The organism is Diplocloster agilis (genome assembly GCF_019042275.1).
Taxonomy (GTDB): Bacteria; Bacillota; Clostridia; order Lachnospirales; family Lachnospiraceae; genus Diplocloster; species Diplocloster agilis.
Genome location: NZ_JAHQCW010000027.1, coordinates 23,063 through 43,143 on the forward strand (window position 1 = coordinate 23,063; position 20,081 = coordinate 43,143).

General features: G+C 48.9%; 21 protein-coding genes. 17 read left to right on the top strand and 4 right to left on the bottom strand.

Going from position 1 to position 20,081, the window contains the following annotated elements:
• Positions 1–101: 101 nt before the first annotated feature.
• The 8 genes from KTH89_RS15410 to KTH89_RS15445 all read left to right on the top strand — a co-directional run bounded on the left by KTH89_RS15410 (position 102) and on the right by KTH89_RS15445 (position 8,832).
• A complete protein-coding gene (locus KTH89_RS15410) occupies positions 102–1,043 on the top strand; it encodes a CPBP family intramembrane glutamic endopeptidase (RefSeq protein ID WP_158342607.1) in 942 nt (313 codons plus the stop codon).
• A 50-nt stretch (positions 1,044–1,093) separates the two neighbouring features.
• Complete coding sequence (locus KTH89_RS15415) at positions 1,094–2,380, top strand: amidohydrolase (RefSeq protein WP_238722278.1); 1,287 nt, start codon at positions 1,094–1,096, stop codon at positions 2,378–2,380.
• 140 nt (positions 2,381–2,520) lie between these two features.
• Complete coding sequence (locus KTH89_RS15420) at positions 2,521–2,874, top strand: hypothetical protein (protein ID WP_238722279.1); 354 nt, start codon at positions 2,521–2,523, stop codon at positions 2,872–2,874.
• A 243-nt stretch (positions 2,875–3,117) separates the two neighbouring features.
• Positions 3,118–4,788: an efflux RND transporter periplasmic adaptor subunit gene (locus tag KTH89_RS15425; protein WP_238722280.1), complete on the top strand. Its 1,671-nt coding sequence runs from the start codon at positions 3,118–3,120 to the stop codon at positions 4,786–4,788.
• A 9-nt stretch (positions 4,789–4,797) separates the two neighbouring features.
• Positions 4,798–5,514 carry an ABC transporter ATP-binding protein gene (locus KTH89_RS15430; protein ID WP_275061707.1) on the top strand — a complete coding sequence of 239 codons (717 nt, stop codon included), beginning with the start codon at positions 4,798–4,800 and terminating at the stop codon, positions 5,512–5,514.
• Positions 5,501–6,790: an ABC transporter permease gene (locus KTH89_RS15435; RefSeq protein ID WP_238722281.1), complete on the top strand. Its 1,290-nt coding sequence runs from the start codon at positions 5,501–5,503 to the stop codon at positions 6,788–6,790. Before KTH89_RS15430 ends, KTH89_RS15435 begins: the two co-directional genes overlap by 14 nt.
• 19 nt (positions 6,791–6,809) lie before the next feature.
• Entirely contained in the window at positions 6,810–7,487 is a 678-nt protein-coding gene (locus KTH89_RS15440) for a response regulator transcription factor (RefSeq protein WP_238722282.1), read from the top strand.
• A complete protein-coding gene (locus KTH89_RS15445) occupies positions 7,480–8,832 on the top strand; it encodes a HAMP domain-containing sensor histidine kinase (RefSeq protein ID WP_238722283.1) in 1,353 nt (450 codons plus the stop codon). Before KTH89_RS15440 ends, KTH89_RS15445 begins: the two co-directional genes overlap by 8 nt.
• Positions 8,833–9,067: 235 nt before the next feature.
• Here KTH89_RS15445 and KTH89_RS15450 read toward each other — a convergent pair whose 3' ends face one another.
• A complete protein-coding gene (locus KTH89_RS15450; protein WP_238722284.1) occupies positions 9,068–10,342 on the bottom strand; it encodes an IS4 family transposase in 1,275 nt (424 codons plus the stop codon).
• 635 nt (positions 10,343–10,977) lie between these two features.
• Between KTH89_RS15450 and KTH89_RS15455 the strand changes: the two genes are divergently transcribed.
• The 9 genes from KTH89_RS15455 to KTH89_RS15495 all read left to right on the top strand — a co-directional run bounded on the left by KTH89_RS15455 (position 10,978) and on the right by KTH89_RS15495 (position 15,556).
• Complete coding sequence (locus KTH89_RS15455) at positions 10,978–11,295, top strand: PadR family transcriptional regulator (RefSeq protein WP_158342600.1); 318 nt, start codon at positions 10,978–10,980, stop codon at positions 11,293–11,295.
• 3 nt (positions 11,296–11,298) lie between these two features.
• The gene (locus tag KTH89_RS15460) at positions 11,299–11,985 is read left to right on the top strand and encodes a DUF1700 domain-containing protein (protein WP_158342599.1); all 687 of its coding nucleotides are present in this window, start codon (positions 11,299–11,301) and stop codon (positions 11,983–11,985) included.
• Between the two features lie 3 nt (positions 11,986–11,988).
• Complete coding sequence (locus KTH89_RS15465) at positions 11,989–12,921, top strand: DUF4097 family beta strand repeat-containing protein (protein ID WP_158342598.1); 933 nt, start codon at positions 11,989–11,991, stop codon at positions 12,919–12,921.
• 165 nt (positions 12,922–13,086) lie between these two features.
• Positions 13,087–13,293, top strand: coding sequence for a PspC domain-containing protein (locus KTH89_RS15470; RefSeq protein WP_158342597.1), 207 nt, complete (start codon positions 13,087–13,089; stop codon positions 13,291–13,293).
• Between the two features lie 153 nt (positions 13,294–13,446).
• Entirely contained in the window at positions 13,447–13,656 is a 210-nt protein-coding gene (locus KTH89_RS15475; RefSeq protein ID WP_158342596.1) for a small, acid-soluble spore protein, alpha/beta type, read from the top strand.
• 181 nt (positions 13,657–13,837) lie between these two features.
• Positions 13,838–14,284, top strand: coding sequence for a GNAT family N-acetyltransferase (locus tag KTH89_RS15480; RefSeq protein WP_158342595.1), 447 nt, complete (start codon positions 13,838–13,840; stop codon positions 14,282–14,284).
• A gap of 231 nt (positions 14,285–14,515) precedes the next feature.
• The gene (locus KTH89_RS15485; protein WP_158342594.1) at positions 14,516–14,695 is read left to right on the top strand and encodes a spore coat associated protein CotJA; all 180 of its coding nucleotides are present in this window, start codon (positions 14,516–14,518) and stop codon (positions 14,693–14,695) included.
• A complete protein-coding gene (locus KTH89_RS15490) occupies positions 14,688–14,948 on the top strand; it encodes a spore coat protein CotJB (RefSeq protein ID WP_158342593.1) in 261 nt (86 codons plus the stop codon). Before KTH89_RS15485 ends, KTH89_RS15490 begins: the two co-directional genes overlap by 8 nt.
• A complete protein-coding gene (locus KTH89_RS15495; RefSeq protein WP_158342592.1) occupies positions 14,948–15,556 on the top strand; it encodes a manganese catalase family protein in 609 nt (202 codons plus the stop codon). The genes KTH89_RS15490 and KTH89_RS15495 overlap by 1 nt, the downstream gene beginning before the upstream one ends.
• Positions 15,557–15,661: 105 nt before the next feature.
• On the opposite strand, the gene araB is transcribed toward KTH89_RS15495, so the two are convergent.
• The 3 genes from araB to KTH89_RS15510 all read right to left on the bottom strand — a co-directional run bounded on the left by araB (position 15,662) and on the right by KTH89_RS15510 (position 20,027).
• A complete protein-coding gene (gene araB, locus KTH89_RS15500) occupies positions 15,662–17,338 on the bottom strand; it encodes a ribulokinase (RefSeq protein ID WP_238722285.1) in 1,677 nt (558 codons plus the stop codon).
• A 32-nt stretch (positions 17,339–17,370) separates the two neighbouring features.
• Positions 17,371–18,867: an L-arabinose isomerase gene (gene araA, locus KTH89_RS15505; RefSeq protein WP_158342590.1), complete on the bottom strand. Its 1,497-nt coding sequence runs from the start codon at positions 18,865–18,867 to the stop codon at positions 17,371–17,373.
• A 110-nt stretch (positions 18,868–18,977) separates the two neighbouring features.
• Positions 18,978–20,027: an AraC family transcriptional regulator gene (locus KTH89_RS15510; RefSeq protein ID WP_238722286.1), complete on the bottom strand. Its 1,050-nt coding sequence runs from the start codon at positions 20,025–20,027 to the stop codon at positions 18,978–18,980.
• Between the last annotated feature and the right edge of the window lie 54 nt (positions 20,028–20,081).

Consider the following 20,081-nt stretch of genomic DNA (forward strand, 5'->3'; position numbering starts at 1 on the left):
CCGAAGTTTGGATATAGCTGCTAAAGTTTGGATAAACCGGATGAAATACCGGATTGGGCAGCGTGGGATGGCTATGGGTAGATAGCATAGGAGGAAAGTAGATGGACGCAAGAAAGACGTTCAGCAGGCTGGGATTTATTCTTCTGCTGGTCATGATCGTGGCACAGGGTGGACAGGTTCTGCTGCTAAAATTGGGATATTGGCTGCTGCCGGTAAGCTGGCAGGGAGATTGGATGACTTATGGGAGCCTGGAAATCGTTATGTGGGGGATGGCGCTGCCGGTGATGTGGGCGCTTACCAGGAAGATTCCGGTTGTGGGAAAGGGAGAGGTCAGAAAGCTTCGGCCCGGGGAGTTTTTATTTTTGGTTCCGGTTACGGAGGCGGCGGGTTATATCTGTAATCTGTTTGGGATAATTCTGCTGATTCCGCTGATCCTTCTGCTGGTTTTGAAGGGCGGGAATCCTTCGGATATTAACCCGCTGTTTGAACTGATGAGCCAGGGCGCCGGGGTTCCTATGTTTTTGGCGGTTGTGATTTTTTCACCTGCTGTGGAGGAATTGCTCTTTCGGTGGCTGCTGCTGGACCGGTTGAGAAGATTTGGCGATAAGACGGCGATTTTGATCAGCGCTCTCGCTTTTGGCCTGTTTCACGGTAATCCGCTGCAATTTTTGTACGCGACGGCGGTGGGGATGATATTTGCGTATATAACATTGAAAACCAATACGGTGCGCTATTCTATCGGGCTTCATATGATTTTGAACCTGTTTGGGAGCCTTGCCATGTATGTGATGATGATAAAGAACCCGTTCCTGATGCTTAAGATTACGGTTTTGCTGCTGGTGGTTATATTTGGTATGGTGGTTACCGGCATCGTGTTTATCTGTATCCGCTGGCGGCGGGTCCGTTTTACTCCGGGACTTGAGCCGGTTCAACGGGGGACGGGATTTCGGACAGTGGTGCTGAACCCGGGAATGATCTGCTTTATTTTGTGTTGTTTACTGTTGTTTGCCGCATTTTTTGCATCGCTGTTTATTCAACTGTAGCGGACCGGCGGGAAGCAGATAATAGCAGACCACAGAGGAGGTAAATAAAATTGGAACACACCTACGAACAACAACTGCTTCATTACCGGCGGGATTTTCACCGCCATCCGGAAACCGCCTGGCTGGAATACAGGACCAGCGCGGTTCTGGCCGGCAGGCTGGAGGAACTGGGCTATGAAGTGCAGGCAGGGGAAGAGATCATAGATCCTGATAAAATGATCTCGCCCATCGGGGAGAAAGCCCGAAACAGCCACAGAGACAAAGTCCTGGAAGAGATGCCGGAATGGAAGCCCTACCTGCAGCGAATGGGAAATGCCACCGGGGTAATCGGGGTGATAGACACTCACAGGCCTGGCCCTCTGACGGCTTTCCGTTTTGACATGGATGCACTGCCGATCGAAGAGACAGAAGGCGGCGGCCATCTGCCGTGCCGGCAGAAGTTCCGCTCGTTATGGGAACAGAAGATGCACGCTTGCGGCCACGACGGGCACAGCGCCGTGGGTATCGTACTGGCGGAAAAAATTAAAAATAACTTGGACAAATTCCGCGGCCGGTTCATGTTCATTTTCCAACCGGCGGAAGAGGGGGCAAAAGGGGGAAAATCCATAACGGATTCCTGGAAGTATTCCATTCCCGATTATCTGTTCGCTTTTCATATCGGTTTCGCCAAGCCCGATGAGCTGGTATGCGGCGTGGATCAGTTCCTGGTTACGACGAAATTTGATGTCACTTTCACCGGAGAGTCCGCCCACGCGGGAACCACCCCAAACAAGACCAGGAATGCGTTGCTGGCGGCAGCCGAGGCAACCCTTCGGTTTCAGGACATTCCGCCCAGTCCCGAGGGGACCATCCGGGTAAATGTAGGCTGCTTTACGGCAGGAGAAGCCCGGAATGCCATTGCTGCTAAAGCGTACCTGCAGGGCGAAACCCGTGGGGAGACGGAGAAACTGGATGCCTACGTCATGAACGAGGTACAGAAGCTAATCCCTCAGTGCGCAGCTCACTATCAGGCCGGATCAGAGCTTCGGGTGGTGGGCAGGACGGCCAGCGAACCAAGTGACACCCGGCTCTGCCGTCTGATCGCCCGGGAGGCGGAAAAACTTGGCATTTACCGTGAAATCACGCTCCACAGGCATTTCCCGGCCAGCGAGGATGCCACCTGGCTGATGCGCATGGTCCGGGAACATGGCGGAGAGGCCTCCTATCTGTTGTTCGGCGCGGCGCTGGAAGCCGGGCATCACAGTCCGGAATTTGATTTTGACGAACAGGTGCTGATGAAAGCCCTTAGAGTATTGTACCGGATGGCTTGTGTGCTTCAACCGGCCGGGGAGGGCTGAGTGTTTACACTGCCTAACGGAGAAAAATACAAATGGCCAACGGAGGAAAAGATAATGGCTGATACTAAGAATGAACAAGTGTGTGTGGATGAACTGTGTAAAGACATTCATAACATTATCGAAGAAATCGAGGTGGGTATATGAAAAAGAAAAACGAGATTTCTATTGTGCGTTCTTCGGCCGCAGAGTATCTTACTTTTTTAACTGCCACAGGACAAAGCGATGTGAATGCTGTTTATGCAGATGAAAATGTATGGTTAAGCCAAAAAATGATGGGATTGCTTTACAATGTAGAATCTCATACAGTCACGTACCATTTGCAGAAAGCTTTTAAAACAGGCGAATTGGATGAGAATTCAGTTACTCGAATTTTTCGAGTAACTGCCAGCGATGGTAAAACATATGATACAAAGCATTATAATACCATGAGTAATTTAGAGGAACTCATTGCGGAGTTGTGTCCGAATGGTGTGGAGTATACATGTGAAGAGTGAATGGCAACAAGAATAACTGAAAATAGCAAACGAAACGACCATGCTTGAGCATTCTACTCTTGCATGGTCGTCTTCTGTCTGCACTGTTTGAAGGAGCACCCCGCCCGCGCCCCAGGGTTCTTCCCGGACCTTAGTCAAAATTCCGCCAACATCTAATTTCATTGAATTTACATATAAAGTTTATATTGAGTTTAAACAGGCGTGATAATTTACTGAAAGATCTTAGCAGAACGGAGGATTACGGTGAGAAATAAACAGGGTAAGGTTTGGAATTTTATAAAACGTCATAGGAAGTTGGAAATCTCTTTGGTATTGATTGTGGTAGTAGGCGTGGTGATTGTTCAGGTAGTGAGCGCAATGGGGAGCAAAACCACCATGCCTGTGGATCTGCCGCAGCAGACAGCGGCCGTGGAAAGACGGGATCTGATGAATACGCTGAGCGCTACGGGGACGATCAAGAGCCAGGAACAAAAGGAGATCAGTTCGACACTCCAGAATTATGAAGTGAAGACGGTTAACGTTGCGGTAGGCGATCAGGTGCAGGAGGGGGATGTGCTGCTGGAGTTCGACAGCACGGATCTGGAAGATTCTTTGCAGCAGGCCAGGGATGAATTGTCAGTGGCCCAGGCGCAGAACAGCCTGAGCCTGAAATCCGCGCAAAGGGATCTGGAAAGCACCAAGACGAATGTGGAATATCAGACCCAGAGTGATGATCAGAAGGTAGAGAACGCGGAGCAGAATCTGGATGCGGCGCAGTCAAAAGCGGCGGATGCGGCGGCCCGGTATCAGGCGGCTGTGGACGATAAAAATGCGAAGAAAACGGCTTTGGATGAGGCAACTGCCGCTCAGGCAGTGCAGGAGGAAATCGAGGCGCTGACTAAGGCCTATGAGGAAGCTTCCGCAGCGGAACAGTCGGCAAAGGACGCCAGCGAGTCCGCGGATAATGCTGTAACGACCGCTCAGAACAACTATGATTCGGCTGTCACGGACCGGGCGAAAAGTTATGAAAGCAATGTGAGCAGTGTGGAGAAACAGGAAGATTCCGTTACGAATCAGAAGTTAAATAACGCGACAAACCTGACCAAACAGGAAGATTCCGTTCAGACCTATGAGGAGAATCTGGAGAAATGTACGGTGACGGCGCCATGGGCAGGAACGGTCACAGAAGTAAATGTAGAGGCCGGCGATACCTATACAAGCGGGACCCTGGTCAAAATCGAGGATTGCACAGGCTTTGTGGTAACTGCCAATATTGATGAATATGATATCAGCAAAATCAGCCAGGGTATGAAGGTGTATATAAAAACAGATGCCACCGGCGATGAGGAGCTGGTAGGGGAAGTGACTTTCGTATCCCCGGTACCGGTCAGCAGCAGTTCATCCGGCGCCAGCGGCGGCATGACCACCAGTACGGATGCCTCCTACGAAATCAAAGTTTCGATTCTGACCCCTGCCGAGGAACTCAGGATCGGTATGACTGCGAAACTCAGTATTGTGCTGGAATCGGTGGAAAATGTGCTGGCGGTACCTTACGATGCGGTGCAGCAGAATGCAAACGGCGACAGCGTGATTTATGTGCTGGACGGCGGCAAAGGCCAGGATGAGGGGATACCGGATGGCGTAGAGCCGGAAGGAGCACAAGCCGGAGAAACTCAGACAGGAGAAACAACGGGGAAACAGAAGGCTCCCGCTGCGGACCAGTCAGTGCAGCAGAACCAGAGGGAAATCGTCGTTACCACCGGTCTGGAGACCGACTACTACATCGAAGTGCAAAGTGATGAGCTCACCGAAGGAATGCAGGTGATTACCCCGACTTATTCCACAACAACCGGTACCAACAGCAGCTTTTCCATGCCCGATATGGGCGGCGGCATGATGGGCGGCGGTGGCGGCGGAATGCCGATGGGCCGATAGGAGGTCGCCATGGAACAGGAAATCATGTTGGATTTACAAAATATAATTAAACGGTTCTATGTGGGGAAACCTAATGAGCTGGAGATTCTGCATGGAGTCAATCTGAAGATAAAGCGGGGGGAATTCGTATCCATTGTCGGCGCGTCGGGTTCCGGAAAATCGACTCTGATGAATATCATCGGCGCACTGGACCGTCCCACCAAGGGAGAATATCACCTGGACGGTATCGATATCTGTAAGGCGAAAGACAAGGAACTGTCCAGAATCCGCAACCAGAAGATCGGGTTTATCTTCCAGACTTATAATCTGGTGGCCAGAACCAATGCGCTGCAAAATGTGGAACTCCCTATGCTCTATGGGCGCAAAGGGAGAACGGACCGGAGCAAAAGAGCGAAAGAGTTGTTGGAACTGGTCGGAATGGGTGATCGGATGAACCACAAGTCCGATGAACTCTCCGGCGGGCAGAAGCAGCGCGTAGCCATTGCCAGAGCCATGGCCAATGATCCGGCGATCCTGCTGGCCGATGAGCCTACCGGAGCGCTGGACTCCAAAACGGGCCGGCTGATCATGGATATTTTTCACCGTCTGCATCAGGAGCAGAACAAAACCGTCATACTGATCACTCATTCCAATGAGCTGGCAGAAGAGACAGAGCGGATTCTGACGATCAAGGACGGTCTGATCACCGGGGAAAGAAAGGGGAGTCTGTCCTATGCTGGTGCTTGAAAATCTAAAACTCGCGGTGATGGGGCTTGTGACGAATAAGATGCGCGCCTTTCTGACCATGCTGGGCATCATCATCGGGATCGCCTCGGTTATCGCGATTGTGACGGTGGGAAATTCCCTGACGACGTCGATTACCGAATCCATGCAGTCTATGGGCGCCAATAACATTACGGTAGGATTACAGCAAAAAAGTGAAGAAACCGAAGTATCTGAGAGCGGGATGGAGTTCCGCGGACCCGGACGGCAAAAGGAACCGGCGGATGAAGACCTGATCACCGACGAGATGCTGGAAGAACTGCGGGCGGAATATTCTGCGGAAATAGAAGCAGTTTCCCTCACGGAGAGCGTCGGAAGCGGAACTGCCAAAGACGGGGAAAAATATGCCAATGTCAGTATAACCGGGGTCAATGACGGCTATTTTAAAACTGACGAGCTGACCCTGTTGAGCGGAAGAATGTTTCTGGATGTGGACCACGAGAAAGGTAAATCGGTAGCCATCGTATCGAATAAACTGGTCAACAATATGTTCGATGGAAATAATCAGGCGGCCCTTGGCAGTACCATTGATGTCAACCTGGGAAGCCGCTATTATACCTATACGATCGTCGGCGTATATGAATACACGGAATCCAGCTTCGGCTTTTCCTCATCCTCCGAGGAGGATATCACTACGACACTCTATATCCCGCTGGAGACGGCAAAAAGCCAGAACCACTCCAGTGACGGTTATCAGCAGTTAACATTGGTTACCAGCGTGGGCACGGACGCTACCCAGTTTTTGAACCAGGTCCAGTATTTCTTCGACAGCAGATACCGGAAAAACGAAGACTTCCAGGTATCCGCCTATAGCATGGAGAGCATGGTATCTTCCATGACGGATATGCTCTCTACGGTATCCCTGGCTATCGCGGTAATCGCCGGAATCTCTCTGCTGGTGGGAGGAATCGGCGTGATGAACATCATGCTGGTATCCATCACGGAGCGGACCCGGGAGATCGGGACCCGTAAGGCGTTAGGCGCTACCAACGGTTCCATCCAGCTGCAATTTATCGTGGAGGCGGTTATTATTTGTTTGATCGGCGGGATGATTGGTATTATACTGGGAGTGGGACTGGGTTCGGTCGCAGCGAAGTTACTGGGCTATGCGGCCAAAGCATCTGTGCTCAGTATCGTTGTATCGGTGCTGTTTTCCATGGTGATCGGCGTGTTCTTCGGATTCTATCCGGCGAACAAAGCGGCGAAGCTGGACCCGATCGAAGCGCTGCGCTATGAATAGATGAGAGAGGACGATGGGAATGAATACGATCTGTATTGCGGAAGACGATGCGCACATCCGCGGACTTATGCTTGAGTACTTAAACCGGGAAGGTTTTCGGATTCTGGAAGCAAACGACGGCCGGCAGGCGCTTCAGTGCCTGGAGAACCTGCAGGTGGATCTTCTGATAACGGATCTGATGATGCCCTGGATCAATGGAATCGAATTGATTACGGAAGTGCGCAAGATAGACCGGGATATCCCGGTGTTGATTATAACGGCCAAAGAGATGTTTGAGGACAAAAAGATGGGCTTCCTGGCCGGGGCCGACGACTATATGGTAAAGCCCATCGACATGGACGAAATGGTACTGAGGGTCCGGGCGCTGCTGCGGCGCGCCAAATATGCCAGAGAACAGCGGATCGAATACCACGATACGGTACTGGACTACAATAACTATGGATTCTTTATCAAAGGCCAGCCCATCGAGCTGGCGAGAAAGGAATTCGAGATCCTTTTCCTGTTCATGTCCAATCCCAACAAGATCTTCACACGTCAGCAGATCATGGACCACGTGTGGGGAAGGGACGCCAACAGCGTTGACCGGACGGTAGATGTGCATATCAACCGTATCCGTGATAAACTGGTAGACAACGAGGACATCAAAATCAGTACGGTAAGGGGACTGGGCTATAAACTGGTAAGAAATTATGAATAAACATATTAAATTCTACAATTCCATAAGCTTTAAGCTGACGGTCATCGTTTTCCTGTCCTTTGCATTGACCAACCTGATATCCTCCGGTATCCTGAACCGGGTCGAACGGCCCAGGGTAGAGGGATTCATGGAGGAGCAGTTAAGAGGGAAACTTCTGGATTTTGATAAAATATACAAGGAACTGGGAATACTTCCCAACGAGGCAGCCGAGTATTTCGCAGACCCTTCCATCGAGGTAAGGGTCTGTTCGGACGTCCGGGAACTGGTGAAAGAGGGCTTAATAAACGAGAATGAAGCCTTAGAGCTGGATAAAGGCGAACCAATGAACCTTTCGCCCGGCCAGGCCAGGAGGCTCCCATGCTCTATCGGTAAAATCGGGAATCAGTTCGTAGTGATTTCCCCCCACATGATGCGAAACTTTGCCAGCCAATTTGACCGGTATCAGAAACTATTCATCCTGGTCACCATGCTCTTAGGGCTGATGCTGGTCTGGCTGGTAGTCCATCTGGCGGTAAAAAGAATAAAAAAAGTCAATCAAGGAGTGACGGAGATTGCCGGAGGCAACTTTGACATCCTCCTTCCGGAGAAAGGGAACGACGAGATGTCCGAGCTTTCCCATAATTTTAACATCATGGCGGAAGAACTTCGGTCTAACGAATACCTGCACAAAGAATTCGTCTCCTCCGTCTCCCACGAGTTCAAAACCCCCATCGCATCCATGAAAGGATACGCAAAGGCCCTAAAAGAGCAAGAACTAAGCCAAGAAAAGCGAACCGAATATCTGGACATACTCATCGAAGAAAGCGACAGGCTTTCGAATCTGGCGACGAACCTGTTAAGACTCTCAGAACTGAACCATCTAGTAATCCAAAAACAATTCCAGACGATCCGGTTGGACGAACAGATCCGCGATATCCTCATCCGCCTGCAGAACAAATGGGAAGTAAAAGACCTGACCCTGGAACTTGAACTAGATGAAATCTCTTATTCCTGTGACGAAGAACTGCTCTACAATGTCTGGTACAACCTGCTCATAAACGCCATAAAATTCAGCCCCGCCGGCGGTACCCTCTGGATCACCCTGAACCGGCGAGGCTCCCATATCCTATTCCGCGTCAAAGACGAAGGCCCGGGAATCGCGAAAGAGGATCAGGACCGCATCTTCCGCAACTTCTACAAAGTAGACCGGTCCAGAAACACAGAAGGCAACGGCCTGGGTCTGCCCCTGGCCCTAAAGATCATCCAGCTCCACAAAGGAACGATCCAAGTCGAAAGCGAACCCGGCAAAGGAGCCTCCTTCCTGGTCGAGCTTCCATCCGGCAAAGCTTCTAAAGAACAGGAATAAACCAATAGAATCTCAAATATCACCAAAGAAGGAGCGGAAAGGAGCAAGGGGGGCCTCCGGGGCCAATGTCATCAACTTAAGATTCTAAAAATTGCATAATACGTCTACTGGTATGCGACTGAAGTGGACAAATGACTTTTTTGCACAAAACAGTATTCCTATTTACTTTTGATAATAAAAATGGCATACTTTAATAAGCCTATCGGAGTAAGCTTCTTTATAGACTATAAGAGCCTTAGATAGTACATCTAAGGTTACTTGGATAAAGAGATATTTTCGATGGCATTCGGAAAGAGCGTTCGATACTTCGTCCTGGGCGGATGGGGGAACGCTCTTTTTGCGCTTTGTTTATGATCTGTGTGATTTTCAGAAGCATCCAGTCTTCTTTTTTCATAAATAATTGGTAATTCCCCACAAGCAAACCAGTAAGAAAGTTACGGTTTGTCTGGTATTCATATTTCAGTCCTCTCCCCTGCGTACTCTTTAGGATTAAACAATCACTTTGGGATTTAAAAACAGCTATCAGATTTGCCATAAAAAGAGATGCATAGAAATCCTGCCGGATCATGATCGGCTTTTTTCCAGAAAAATTTTCTAGTTTGATCTGCTGTTTCAGCTCACGGTATTTCCCCTCAATCCCCCAGCGCCAATGGTATAGGTCCTTAAACTCCTCAACACTATAGGGCTCCATGATATTTGTAATAAGAACTTCCATCTCGCCTGTAGGAAGTAAAAACTTGATGACCCGCAAGTGGAAGAGTTCTTTTTTGTAAAAATAGGTGATTATTGTGTCTCCCTCACCTGCCTCATTCACCTTTTTTAAAAAAGAAGAAGAGCAGCGCATTAAAAAGAGGTAGTTATGGTGCCAAAGTTCACGAAGGAGTTCCCGGGAGGGATAGCCGCGGTCAAAGAGAATGATAGAACGTTTTCTGGAACCTGGTGTTGAAATATCATGGTTAAGAAGCGTCAGTGCTTGATTTTTTTCAGATTCATGGCAATGAGAGAGTATGGCATCCTCTATGATGTCGTGAGAAAGGTCAAAGAGAACAGAGCTTTTGGCCATCGCGTATTCTGCGTTCTGGTTTTTCTGGGCAAGAAATTCTTTTCGGTTTTCCGGTGTATTAGGCAGACGAAAGGTAGTACCGTCAATTGCCTTGACGCAATGTCCATGCCAGAGCTTCGGGTTACTATTCATAGATGCTAAAGAGCGGGAGAAACGGAAAATCTCCTGGAAGGCGGCATCGGAAATATGCCTTCGGGAAGCAGAAAAGGCTTGTTTAGAAACAGACACCGCTTTATGAGGAAAAGCCAGCGTCATAAAGGTATCCAGATCCGACGCGAGTGTATGGTTAGGGCAAGAAAGAAGGAAAGAAAAAATGGCAGGAAAAGAAAGTTTTCTGTTACGAGTGAAAGAATTCTCACTATTACGATAAGTTTCACAAAACTCCTTAGAAGAGAATCTTTGTCTTACAGACGAGATGAAAGCATTAAGATTGTTATAAAAATCCATAAAAGCACCTCCAAAAAAGATTAAGGATAAAAAAGATATCCAAATCGATTTTTAGGTGCCATGAAAAAGTCAATGGGCATTTATAACAAGTTTTAAAGCCATTTTTATACAACATGCACGAATTGTTATTATGCATGTTGTATATGGCTTTCTAGCACAATCTGAGATAATGAATACTATTTCAAAAAACAAATCCTTAAGTTGATGACATTGCCTCCGGGGCGGGGGAGAAAAGTAACGGGCGCAGAATCGCTTGAGGCTGCGCCTTAGAACGGGTTACGCAGAAGAGGGAGAAACCTCGCAGGACCCGGGGCACTGTCTGAGCCGTACTTTGGCGAGTTTGCCCCGGGTCCTGCTAATCGGAGGTTTCGCCCTCTTCGGAGTTACCCGTTCTTAGGCGCGGCCGAAGCGATTCTGCGCCCGTTACTTTTCTCCCCCGCCCCGGAGGCCCCCCTTGCTCCTTTCCGCTCCGGCCCTCATATGATATATTACAATTCTATTAAATCTAAAAATACCTAGTTGACACATGATATTATATGGTATATAGTATTGACTATAAAATAGTATTGCAAGTTGAATAATATTGAACTGTTTATATTATCATATGAGGAATACAGTGTAAGGGAGTGGATTGCATGGTATTTAACACAGGTGCAGCCCTTCTGGACGCGATCGTTTTAGCTGTAGTATCCAAGGAACAGAACGGGACTTACGGCTATAAGATCACCCAGGATGTGCGGCAGGTTATCGAGGTTTCCGAATCGACGCTGTATCCGGTACTGCGCAGGCTGCAAAAGGATGACTGCCTGGAAGTGTACGATATGGAGTGCGGCGGAAGAAACCGGAGATATTATAAGATAACGGAAAAGGGAACCGTTCAGTTAAACCTTTATAAAACAGAGTGGAAAGCCTATTCCACAAAAATATCAATGTTGTTCGCGGGGAGGATATAGAGGATGAACAGAGCAGAATTTATGAAAGAATTAGAGTTCCTGCTTCAGGATGTAACCGACAGTGAAAGAGCAGAGGCTCTGCAATACTATAATGATTATTTTGACGACGCAGGTCCGGAAAATGAATCCGCTGTCGTAGAGGAACTGGACAGTCCTGAGAAAGTGGCGGCGATCATCAAAAACGGCCTGAATTTTAATGACCGGGAAGCGGGAGAATTTACCGAAACCGGCTACAGCGATATCCGGTTTAACACAAAGAAAGAAGTAAGCCGGCATGAGAATCCCAATGAAAAACAATATGAATATGACAAACGGCCGAGAGATACCGCCAAAATCATCCTGATCATCGTACTTTGCGTGCTGGCATCACCGATTATCATACCCGTAGGCGGCGGTATCCTGGGAGTATGTGTAGGACTCTTCGGAGGGGCGATCGGCTTATTCGTAGCTCTTCTGGCCGGAACCATCGGGCTGTTGATTGCGGGTGTGGCGCTAGTTGCGGTTGGTATCTTTAACATGTTCACCGGGCCGGCCACGGGTCTTGTATTGACGGGGATCGGCTGTATCCTGTTCGCGGTGGGTATGCTTCTGACCATATTTGTAGTCTGGATCTGTGCAAAACTGATTCCCTGTATCATCAGAGGGATCGTTAACCTGTTCAGCAGACTATTCCATAGAGGGAGGGTGTAAGAAATGAAAAAATTTACTGGAATTTGCCTGATTGTCAGCGCCGTTATTCTGGCTGCCGGTATCGCGTGCTGTACCGCCGGGGCTGCCATGGGATTTACCTGGAGTGATTTAAAGTATTCTTCCCGGCTGGGAAACAGCTGGATCTGGAGAACCGTCGCTTACTGGAATGATGTGGAAGGATATGAAGATTATGGATATTATGATTCGACGGATTGGGACAATTACGACCCGGATATTGACATCGGCGACTTTGACGCTGATACCGGAGATATTGATATAAACGAGTTGGAAACCAGGGGCGGCGAACACATGCGTGTAGGTATGGAAAATGTGCAGGAATTGGATGTGGAAATCAAAAACGGCACTTTGCGGATCGAACCGTCATCCGATGGCACTATGTATATGGAAGCCTGGGGCTATCTGAAAAAACTGGATTACAGTCAGGACGATGACGGGGAATTTAAAATCAAAGACCGTTCCAGGGCCAAGGACCGTTATAAAAAGAGCGTAATTATCTACGTTCCCGACGGCCTCACATTTACCAAAACGAAGATCAGCCTGGGGGCAGGCGCAGGGTATGTCGAGAACATGACTGTCAGCGAGAAGGCCGAATTCGAACTGGGCGCCGGAGAATTGGATGTGAACCAATTTACCGGAGGTGAACTTAAGATTCAATGCGGAGTCGGCAAGCTGAGCCTGAACGGATCGGTAAAAGGTGATGTAGATGTGAATTGCGGGATAGGAGACACCTTCGTCCGTCTTGCCAACGCGGAAAATGAGTTTAATTATGACATGGAATGCGGCATCGGAAGCATTGATTTGAACGGGAGTTCCTATACGGCGCTGGGAGCCCGTAAAAAAATAAATAACGATGCAATTTATGAATTTGAACTGGAGTGTGGGATCGGTACGATTGAGATAGATATGGAACAATAGCTGAAAATAAATCCCCAACTATTCAGATAAGCGGAGAGACAAATATATTTTTACAGGAATGAAACTTGAACCACTAAAGAAATAGGAATGAAGTAATGAAAAATCAGAAATAACAGAAAATAAGTGGTAATATAACAGTAAGCCAAAAAGGCAGGAGGAATCGAAATGAATGTAGAACAGAAAAAATTATACAGATCCAGAAGTAAAAGAATGATATGCGGAGTCTGCGGTGGAGTTGGTGAATATCTGAATATTGATCCCACTGTGATCCGGTTGTTATGGGTAGTCTTAAGCTTTGTGGGATTCGCCGGAGTCATTGCATATATTATTGCGGCCATCATTATACCGGAAGAACCGTATAACCAGCCGTAACCTTAAGCGTGAATCTGCGGCCGTTCTTATAAAGGCAGGCTTACAGTCAAAGGGGCCTGAAGAATCAAATTGCATATAGCGTTCGAGGTATAAAGGACGGGAAAACAGGCGATACTCCAGTTGTCAAATATTTGGAAAGGGGTATCGCCAGTTATGTCTAAGAAAAAAGATAAACCAATCAACCTTCATGAAATAGAGCCGGAAGAACAGTTAAAATATGAGATCGCAGAGGAACTGGGACTTCTGGACCGGGTGCTGACCGATGGGTGGAAATCGCTGTCGGCAAAGGAGACCGGACGGATCGGAGGTATGATGACCCGCCGGAAAAAGCAGATGAAGGAGGAAGCGCTCAAAGAGCTGTGAAAAATATCTTATGCGCTTAAAAGCCGGGTTCAGAGACTCTTCTACGTCGGACATAAAGTCCGCCGTGCATGCTGAACCCGGTTTTTCGATTCCGCTAAGCAGGGGGTTGCATAAAAATATTACATATGGCATAGTAAGGGGTACGAAGATACAGATATTTTGTTTGACATAGGAGGAGAATATGTTTGCGGTAAGAGATATGAAATTAAGTGACAAAGAACAGGTACTTTCTATGGTTGAGGAGTTTTACCAGAGTGACGCTGTGGATCATGCCATTTCCAAAGAGATCAGGGAGCGGTCATTTGAGGCGGCGGCCGGATCAGTGCCAACGATACGGGGCGTCGTGCTTGTGGAGGAAGAACAGATTGTCGGATACTCTTATCTGACCCCATTCTATTCCTGCGAGGTAGGCGGTGTGTGCCTGATGATTGAAGAAGTATTTCTCAAGGATGTATGCAGAGGGAAAGGGTACGGTACGAAGTTTTTCGAGTGGATGTTCCGGGAATATCCGGATGTGGTCCGGTTCCGGCTGGAGGTGACAGACGCTAATGAGGGAGCGGCTGCTTTATATAAGAAACTGGGATTTGAATATCTGGATTACCGGCAGATGGTTCTGGACCGGCTGTAGAAGAATGAATTTTCGAGCTGTTTCAATTTTATTTATAATTTAATTTTTAAATATTTATACATCCAAATATATTATTTGATTTAAATATTACCAACGGTGCTCTCGTGATGAATATTGTCGAAACGCACATACTATCTGTGATTCAAAAATAATTCGGGATATTTTAGATGGAAAACGAATGAATATTTTGAATTTATTTGAATGAATCACAAGATGGAAGGAGCGTTTTGAATGGATACGAATTGTGGTTGTACGCAGACACAGGCAGATCAGCTGCCGATCGCCATGGCATATGTGCCGAAGCAGAAATGGAATGGGACGTATGAATTAGGTCAGGCGTTAGATAAGGGAACCATATTCCCGGATCTGGACAAACCTTTTATGGTAGGAGGTGGCCTGATTCATGGATAAGAGCAAAGAGGAATTATTAAAGGAAATTACGCAGGCCAGTTTTGCGGTGAATGACCTCACCCTGTATCTGGATACGCATCCAAATGATATGGAAGCCCTGAAGATGTTTGACCAATGCAAACAACAGCGCAAGGACGCCATGAAACAATTTACGGAAAAATATGAACCGCTCTGCATCGATGACGTAGAAGCGGGCGCATCCTCATGGGCCTGGAACAACGCTCCGGTACCCTGGGAAGGAGGTGTCTGCTAATGTGGAATTATGAAAAAAGACTCCAGTTTCCCGTAAATATTAAAACTCCCTGTCCTAAAACCGCCACGCTGATCATTACGCAGTTCGGCGGGCCGGACGGAGAGCTGGCCGCTTCTATGCGGTACCTGTCCCAGCGGTATTCTATGCCCTATAAAGAAGTGGGCGGCCTGCTGACCGATATTGGTACCGAAGAGCTGGCCCATATGGAAATGATCTGTGCCATCGTGCATCAGCTGACCAGAAACCTGACGGAAGAACAGTTAAAAACGGACGGATTCGACACGTATTATGTGGATCATACGACCGCCTGCTGGCCCACGGCCGCTGCGGGAATCCCTTTTAACGCCTGTGAGTTCCAGTCCAAAGGGGACTGCATCACGGACCTGACCGAGGACCTGGCGGCTGAACAGAAGGCCAGAACCACCTATGATAACATCCTGCGGGTAGTCAAGGACCCTGACGTACTGGCCCCGATCCGGTTCCTGCGGGCGAGAGAAGTAGTGCATTTCCAGAGATTCGGTGAAGCCCTCCGTTCCGTTCAGGAAAAGCTGGACTTCAAAAACTTCTATGCCTTCAACCCGGAGATCGATAAAAAATTCATGGCGTAAGCTATGTACTGATTTTCTAAAAAGCCAAGTAACAATTAGGGACATGTCCATTTCAATTGGACATGTCCCTAATTGATCTCTAATTGATCTTTTATATCGACCCCGTTATGCCTTTCTTGCGTCGGCTTTGATCTTTTTCAGCCGCTTCATGATGTCGTTTTCTCCGCGTCCGAAATAGTCATGCAGGAGCTTGAATTCCGCATACAGCTTCTTATAAGCCTCCACGTTTTCGGGAATGGGTTTATAGTATTCGTCTTTGACCTTGCCCATGACTTTCGCCGCATCGAATATGGAATCGTAGCCGCCTTTTTCTTTGCCGGCAGCCACAGCGCCGAACATGGCGGCGCCCAGAGCCGGTGTCTGGTCGGAGGCGCTTAAGTAGATTTCCCGGTTGCAGACATCCGCGTAGATCTGCATCATCATGGGATTTTTGTAAGCGATGCCGCCGCATGCGTACAGTTTATTGATCGGTACGCCATTTTCTTCAAAGGTCTGGATAATCATATTTTTGCCGAAAGCGGTGGCTTCGATCAGCGCGCGGTAGATTTCCTCCGGTTTTGTCTGAAGCGTGCATCCGATCAGCAGCCCGGTCAGATCTACGTCTACCAGCACCGAACGGTTGCCGTTCCACCAGTCCAGAGCCAGAAGGCCGCTTTCACCTACTTTTAACCGGCTGGCTTTTTCGGTCAGGTACTGATGAATGCCTTTTCCCTCAGCTGCGGCTGCGTCCTGGTAACTCTTTGGAACACAATTTTTGACAAACCAGTCAAAATGATCGCCTACGCAGGACTGTCCGGCTTCATAACCGAAATAACCCGGGAGAACTCCGTCCTCTACGACACCGCACATGCCGGGAACGATTTTTTCTTCGGTTCCGCAAAAGATATCGCAGGTGGAGGTGCCCATGATCATCAGCAGGTTGCCGGGCTCAGTGATTCCTACGGCCGGCAGCGCTACATGGGCGTCTACGTTAGCGATGCCGATGGCGGTTCCGGGCAGCAGTCCTATACGGTCTGCCATTTCCCGGGTGAGTTCACCGGCTTTTTGGCCCAGCGGATAGATATCTGTGGACAATTTTTCTTCTACCACATGGTCCAGTTTCGGATTCAGGGCTTTGAAGAAGTCATTGGAGGGATACCCCTCCCGTTTACTCCACAGCGCTTTGTAACCGGCAGTACAGCTGTTTCGCCTCTCCTGGCCGGTCATCATCATGGTGACCCAGTCGGTGGCTTCCATAAAGCGGTCCATCTGATCATAGATGTCGGGAGCTTCCTCCGCGATCTGCATCAACTTAGGGAATAACCACTCGGAGGATATCTTGCCGCCGTAGCGCTTAAGGAAACTTTCCCCCCGCTCTTCTGCGACAGCGTTCAGACGGTTGGCCTGATCCTGGGCCGCGTGATGTTTCCACAGCTTTACGTAAGCATGAGGATTGCTCTTGAGATCCTCGTGGAAACACAGCGGAATTCCTTTGTCATCCACCGGAAGTACGGTGCAGGCGGTAAAGTCGATGGCCAAGCCGATGACATCTTCTTTGGGGATTCCGGACTCTTTTAACACGGCCGGAATCGTCTGTTCTAATACTTCCAGGTAATCCTGGGGGTGCTGAAGCGCCCAGTCGGGGCCCAGACGGGTGATGCCGTCAGGAAGGTATTCATCCATGACTGCATGCGTATATTCTTTGACTGCCTGAGCCAGAATGGAACCATCCTCTACGTCAACCAGCACTGCCCGGCCGGACAGGCTGCCGTAATCTACACCTATGGAATATTTTTTGGACATTCTGCTTCCTCCTCTATTTCTATTTTCTTATTTTAACGGTATGCAGCCGCATTCCAGCGGAGCTCATTTTTGAAATTGCGGATCGTTGTATCCTGATCAATATAAACGGCTTCGATATCCATGGCAGCCGCCCAATCCCCCATCTGCTCGGCGCTCAGATCATAGGAGAATGCCGTATGGTGGGCTCCGCCGGCCAGAATCCACGCTTCCGCTCCGGTGATCAGATCCGGCATCGGTTTCCACAACGCGGTGGCAACCGGAAGCTTCGGCATCGGGATATCCTGCTTTAAGCACTCCACATCATTGATAATCAGGCGGAAGCGGTTCCCCAGATCCACCAGGGAGCAGGCCACGCCTTTGCCGGGTTTGGAGGTGAATACCAGACGGGCGGGATCTTCACGGTCTCCCATGCTCAGCGGACATACCTTGATGGCGGGCTTGTTCTCTGCGATGGTGGGGCAGACCTCCAGCATATGGGACTGCAGTATCGCTTCGCTTCCCGGAGTCAGCCGGTATGTATAATCCTCCATAAAGGATGTGCCCTTGGCATCCTTGACGTTGGCGGTCATCAATTTCATCAGACGTACCATGGCCGCAGTCTTCCAGTCACCTTCCGCGCCGAATCCGTAACCGTCGGCCATCAGACGCTGCATCGCAAGGCCCGGAAGCTGCTGTAACCCGGACAGCATCTGGAAATTCGTAACCACAGCGTGATAGTCATTCTCTGTCAAGAACTTGCGGAAGCCCAGCTCAATGCCCGCCTGCACGGCCACATGCTTTTTGAATTCCGCCGCGTCCCGGCCTTCTAACAAGATATCATAACTGTCATAATATTCATCCACCAGCGCTTCGATCTCGCCCTGAGGCACAGCCTGGACATATTCCGCTACATCAGTGATATTGAACGCGTCGATTTCCCAGCCGAATTTAATGTGGGCTTCTACCTTGTCGCCTTCGGTCACGGCCACGTTTCTCATGTTATCGCCGACTCTTACGACACGGATGTGGCTGCTTTCCATTACCCCTACCGCGGTACGCATCCAGCTGCCGATGCGGTCCTGCACCCGGGCGTCGCTCCAGTGGCCGACCACGATCTTACGCTCGATCCCCATCCGGCTGACGATATGGCCGAATTCCCGGTCGCCGTGGGCGGATTGGTTGGTGTTCATAAAGTCCATATCGATGGTATCATACGGGATATCCTGATTAAACTGTGTGTGCAGATGGAGCAGAGGTTTGCGGTATTCCTGCAATCCCAGAATCCACATCTTGGCCGGGGAAAACGTGTGCATCCAGGTGATGACTCCGGCGCAGCTCTCATCGGCGTTGGCCTCATTGAAGAGTTTGCGGATGGAAGCGTTGTCAATCAGCGTGCCTTTGAATTCCACCGCATAGGGAAGACGGCCGGATGCGTTTAAGCCCTCCACCATGATTTTTGAATGTGTTTCTACTTCCCTTACGCACTCATCACCGTACAGGTCCTGAGAACCGGTAGCAAACCAGAATTTGTATTGTTTTGTCTCTAACATTTTTGTATCCTCCTTCTTAAAATAAATGTACACTTCGTTATACTTATCTTTATTTTAAATACCGGAGGCCGCAAACTCAATTTCCCTTTCCTACGAAAATAGGTAAATAGTTACCTATTCCGACTTTTATTCCTGGCCTGGGCAGGCGTCATGTGATATTTTGCGGTAAATATTTTATAAAAATAGCCCTTGTTCTGATAACCCACGCTGACGGCGACCTGCTCCACCGTCATCTGCGTGTCTGAGAGCAGTTCCATGGCCTTTGACAGCCGGATATCCTGCAAATATTCCGAATAAGTTTTCCCGCTCCTTTCCTTCAGCACCCGGTTGAAATAGTCCTCATTAAAATGAAAGCGGTCCACCAGGTCACGGATTGTGATTTCCCGATAATGGGTTTTGATGTAATCCCCGATATCCTCATAGATCAGCCAGCGCATTTTCTTTTTCTGCTGGTCGGTCAGGGAAAATTCATATTCCGTGCTGATCAGATGCAACAGGCGCAGTAAAAGGCCCTTGCAGGTATGTTTCGTACCGATATCATTGGTTTCCAGCTCGGTGATCAGCTGTTCGATCAGCTGTTCCGCCCTTGGATCCTGATCCCGTTTGGGTCGAAAATGAATAAACTGCTGGACGTCCTTTTGCTTCATGAGAGCGTCGTGCAGGAACTTTACGATCTTAGGTTCCCCCAGCTTCTCCACCATGCCTTCCTCCAGAATCGCGTGATCCATTCCGATAAACAGGACGCAGCTTTTCCGGCAGAAAAGGTAGTCCTGGTGCAGGCAGCTTTTGTCGATCAGACACAGATCCCCCTGCTGGAAGCGGACATCTTTTCCCAAGATCCGTTGACGGAATTCCCCCTTTACCACATAGGCTAATTCTATGTAATCATGGGTGTGAAGCTGTGTCTTTTCCCCGTCCGTGAACACGCTGCAGAAGGAAAAGGGGGTGACGGAGGGCTTAATCGTGGCATACAGCCGGCCTTCCCGTTCCATATTCCAGAACAGGATATATACCGGATGTTCAGTCGTAATAGGAAACGTCTTCACATCCTGAACCTCAAGGGAATACTCCGGACACATGATCCTCATGCCGATGCTGTGGTTTTCATCGATGGGGTCCGGGATTTTTTTTGTAATCTTTTCTATTTTGTCTAACAGCAAACGGTTCAGCTCCATTCTATGCCGGGTCTTGCAGTCAAAGATATTTTCTTATTC

Excerpts from the sequence above, each read along its gene's own strand:
- KTH89_RS15410 (WP_158342607.1), top strand. The coding sequence starts at position 102 with ATGGACGCAAGAAAGACGTTCAGCAGGCTGGGATTTATTCTTCTGCTG.
- KTH89_RS15420 (WP_238722279.1), top strand. The coding sequence starts at position 2,521 with ATGAAAAAGAAAAACGAGATTTCTATTGTGCGTTCTTCGGCCGCAGAG.
- KTH89_RS15430 (WP_275061707.1), top strand. The coding sequence starts at position 4,798 with ATGGAACAGGAAATCATGTTGGATTTACAAAATATAATTAAACGGTTC.
- KTH89_RS15435 (WP_238722281.1), top strand. The coding sequence starts at position 5,501 with ATGCTGGTGCTTGAAAATCTAAAACTCGCGGTGATGGGGCTTGTGACG.
- KTH89_RS15440 (WP_238722282.1), top strand. The coding sequence starts at position 6,810 with ATGAATACGATCTGTATTGCGGAAGACGATGCGCACATCCGCGGACTT.
- KTH89_RS15445 (WP_238722283.1), top strand. The coding sequence starts at position 7,480 with ATGAATAAACATATTAAATTCTACAATTCCATAAGCTTTAAGCTGACG.
- KTH89_RS15450 (WP_238722284.1), bottom strand. The coding sequence starts at position 10,342 with ATGGATTTTTATAACAATCTTAATGCTTTCATCTCGTCTGTAAGACAA.
- KTH89_RS15455 (WP_158342600.1), top strand. The coding sequence starts at position 10,978 with ATGGTATTTAACACAGGTGCAGCCCTTCTGGACGCGATCGTTTTAGCT.
- KTH89_RS15460 (WP_158342599.1), top strand. The coding sequence starts at position 11,299 with ATGAACAGAGCAGAATTTATGAAAGAATTAGAGTTCCTGCTTCAGGAT.
- KTH89_RS15465 (WP_158342598.1), top strand. The coding sequence starts at position 11,989 with ATGAAAAAATTTACTGGAATTTGCCTGATTGTCAGCGCCGTTATTCTG.
- KTH89_RS15470 (WP_158342597.1), top strand. The coding sequence starts at position 13,087 with ATGAATGTAGAACAGAAAAAATTATACAGATCCAGAAGTAAAAGAATG.
- KTH89_RS15475 (WP_158342596.1), top strand. The coding sequence starts at position 13,447 with ATGTCTAAGAAAAAAGATAAACCAATCAACCTTCATGAAATAGAGCCG.
- KTH89_RS15480 (WP_158342595.1), top strand. The coding sequence starts at position 13,838 with ATGTTTGCGGTAAGAGATATGAAATTAAGTGACAAAGAACAGGTACTT.
- KTH89_RS15485 (WP_158342594.1), top strand. The coding sequence starts at position 14,516 with ATGGATACGAATTGTGGTTGTACGCAGACACAGGCAGATCAGCTGCCG.
- KTH89_RS15490 (WP_158342593.1), top strand. The coding sequence starts at position 14,688 with ATGGATAAGAGCAAAGAGGAATTATTAAAGGAAATTACGCAGGCCAGT.
- KTH89_RS15495 (WP_158342592.1), top strand. The coding sequence starts at position 14,948 with ATGTGGAATTATGAAAAAAGACTCCAGTTTCCCGTAAATATTAAAACT.
- araB (WP_238722285.1), bottom strand. The coding sequence starts at position 17,338 with ATGTCCAAAAAATATTCCATAGGTGTAGATTACGGCAGCCTGTCCGGC.
- araA (WP_158342590.1), bottom strand. The coding sequence starts at position 18,867 with ATGTTAGAGACAAAACAATACAAATTCTGGTTTGCTACCGGTTCTCAG.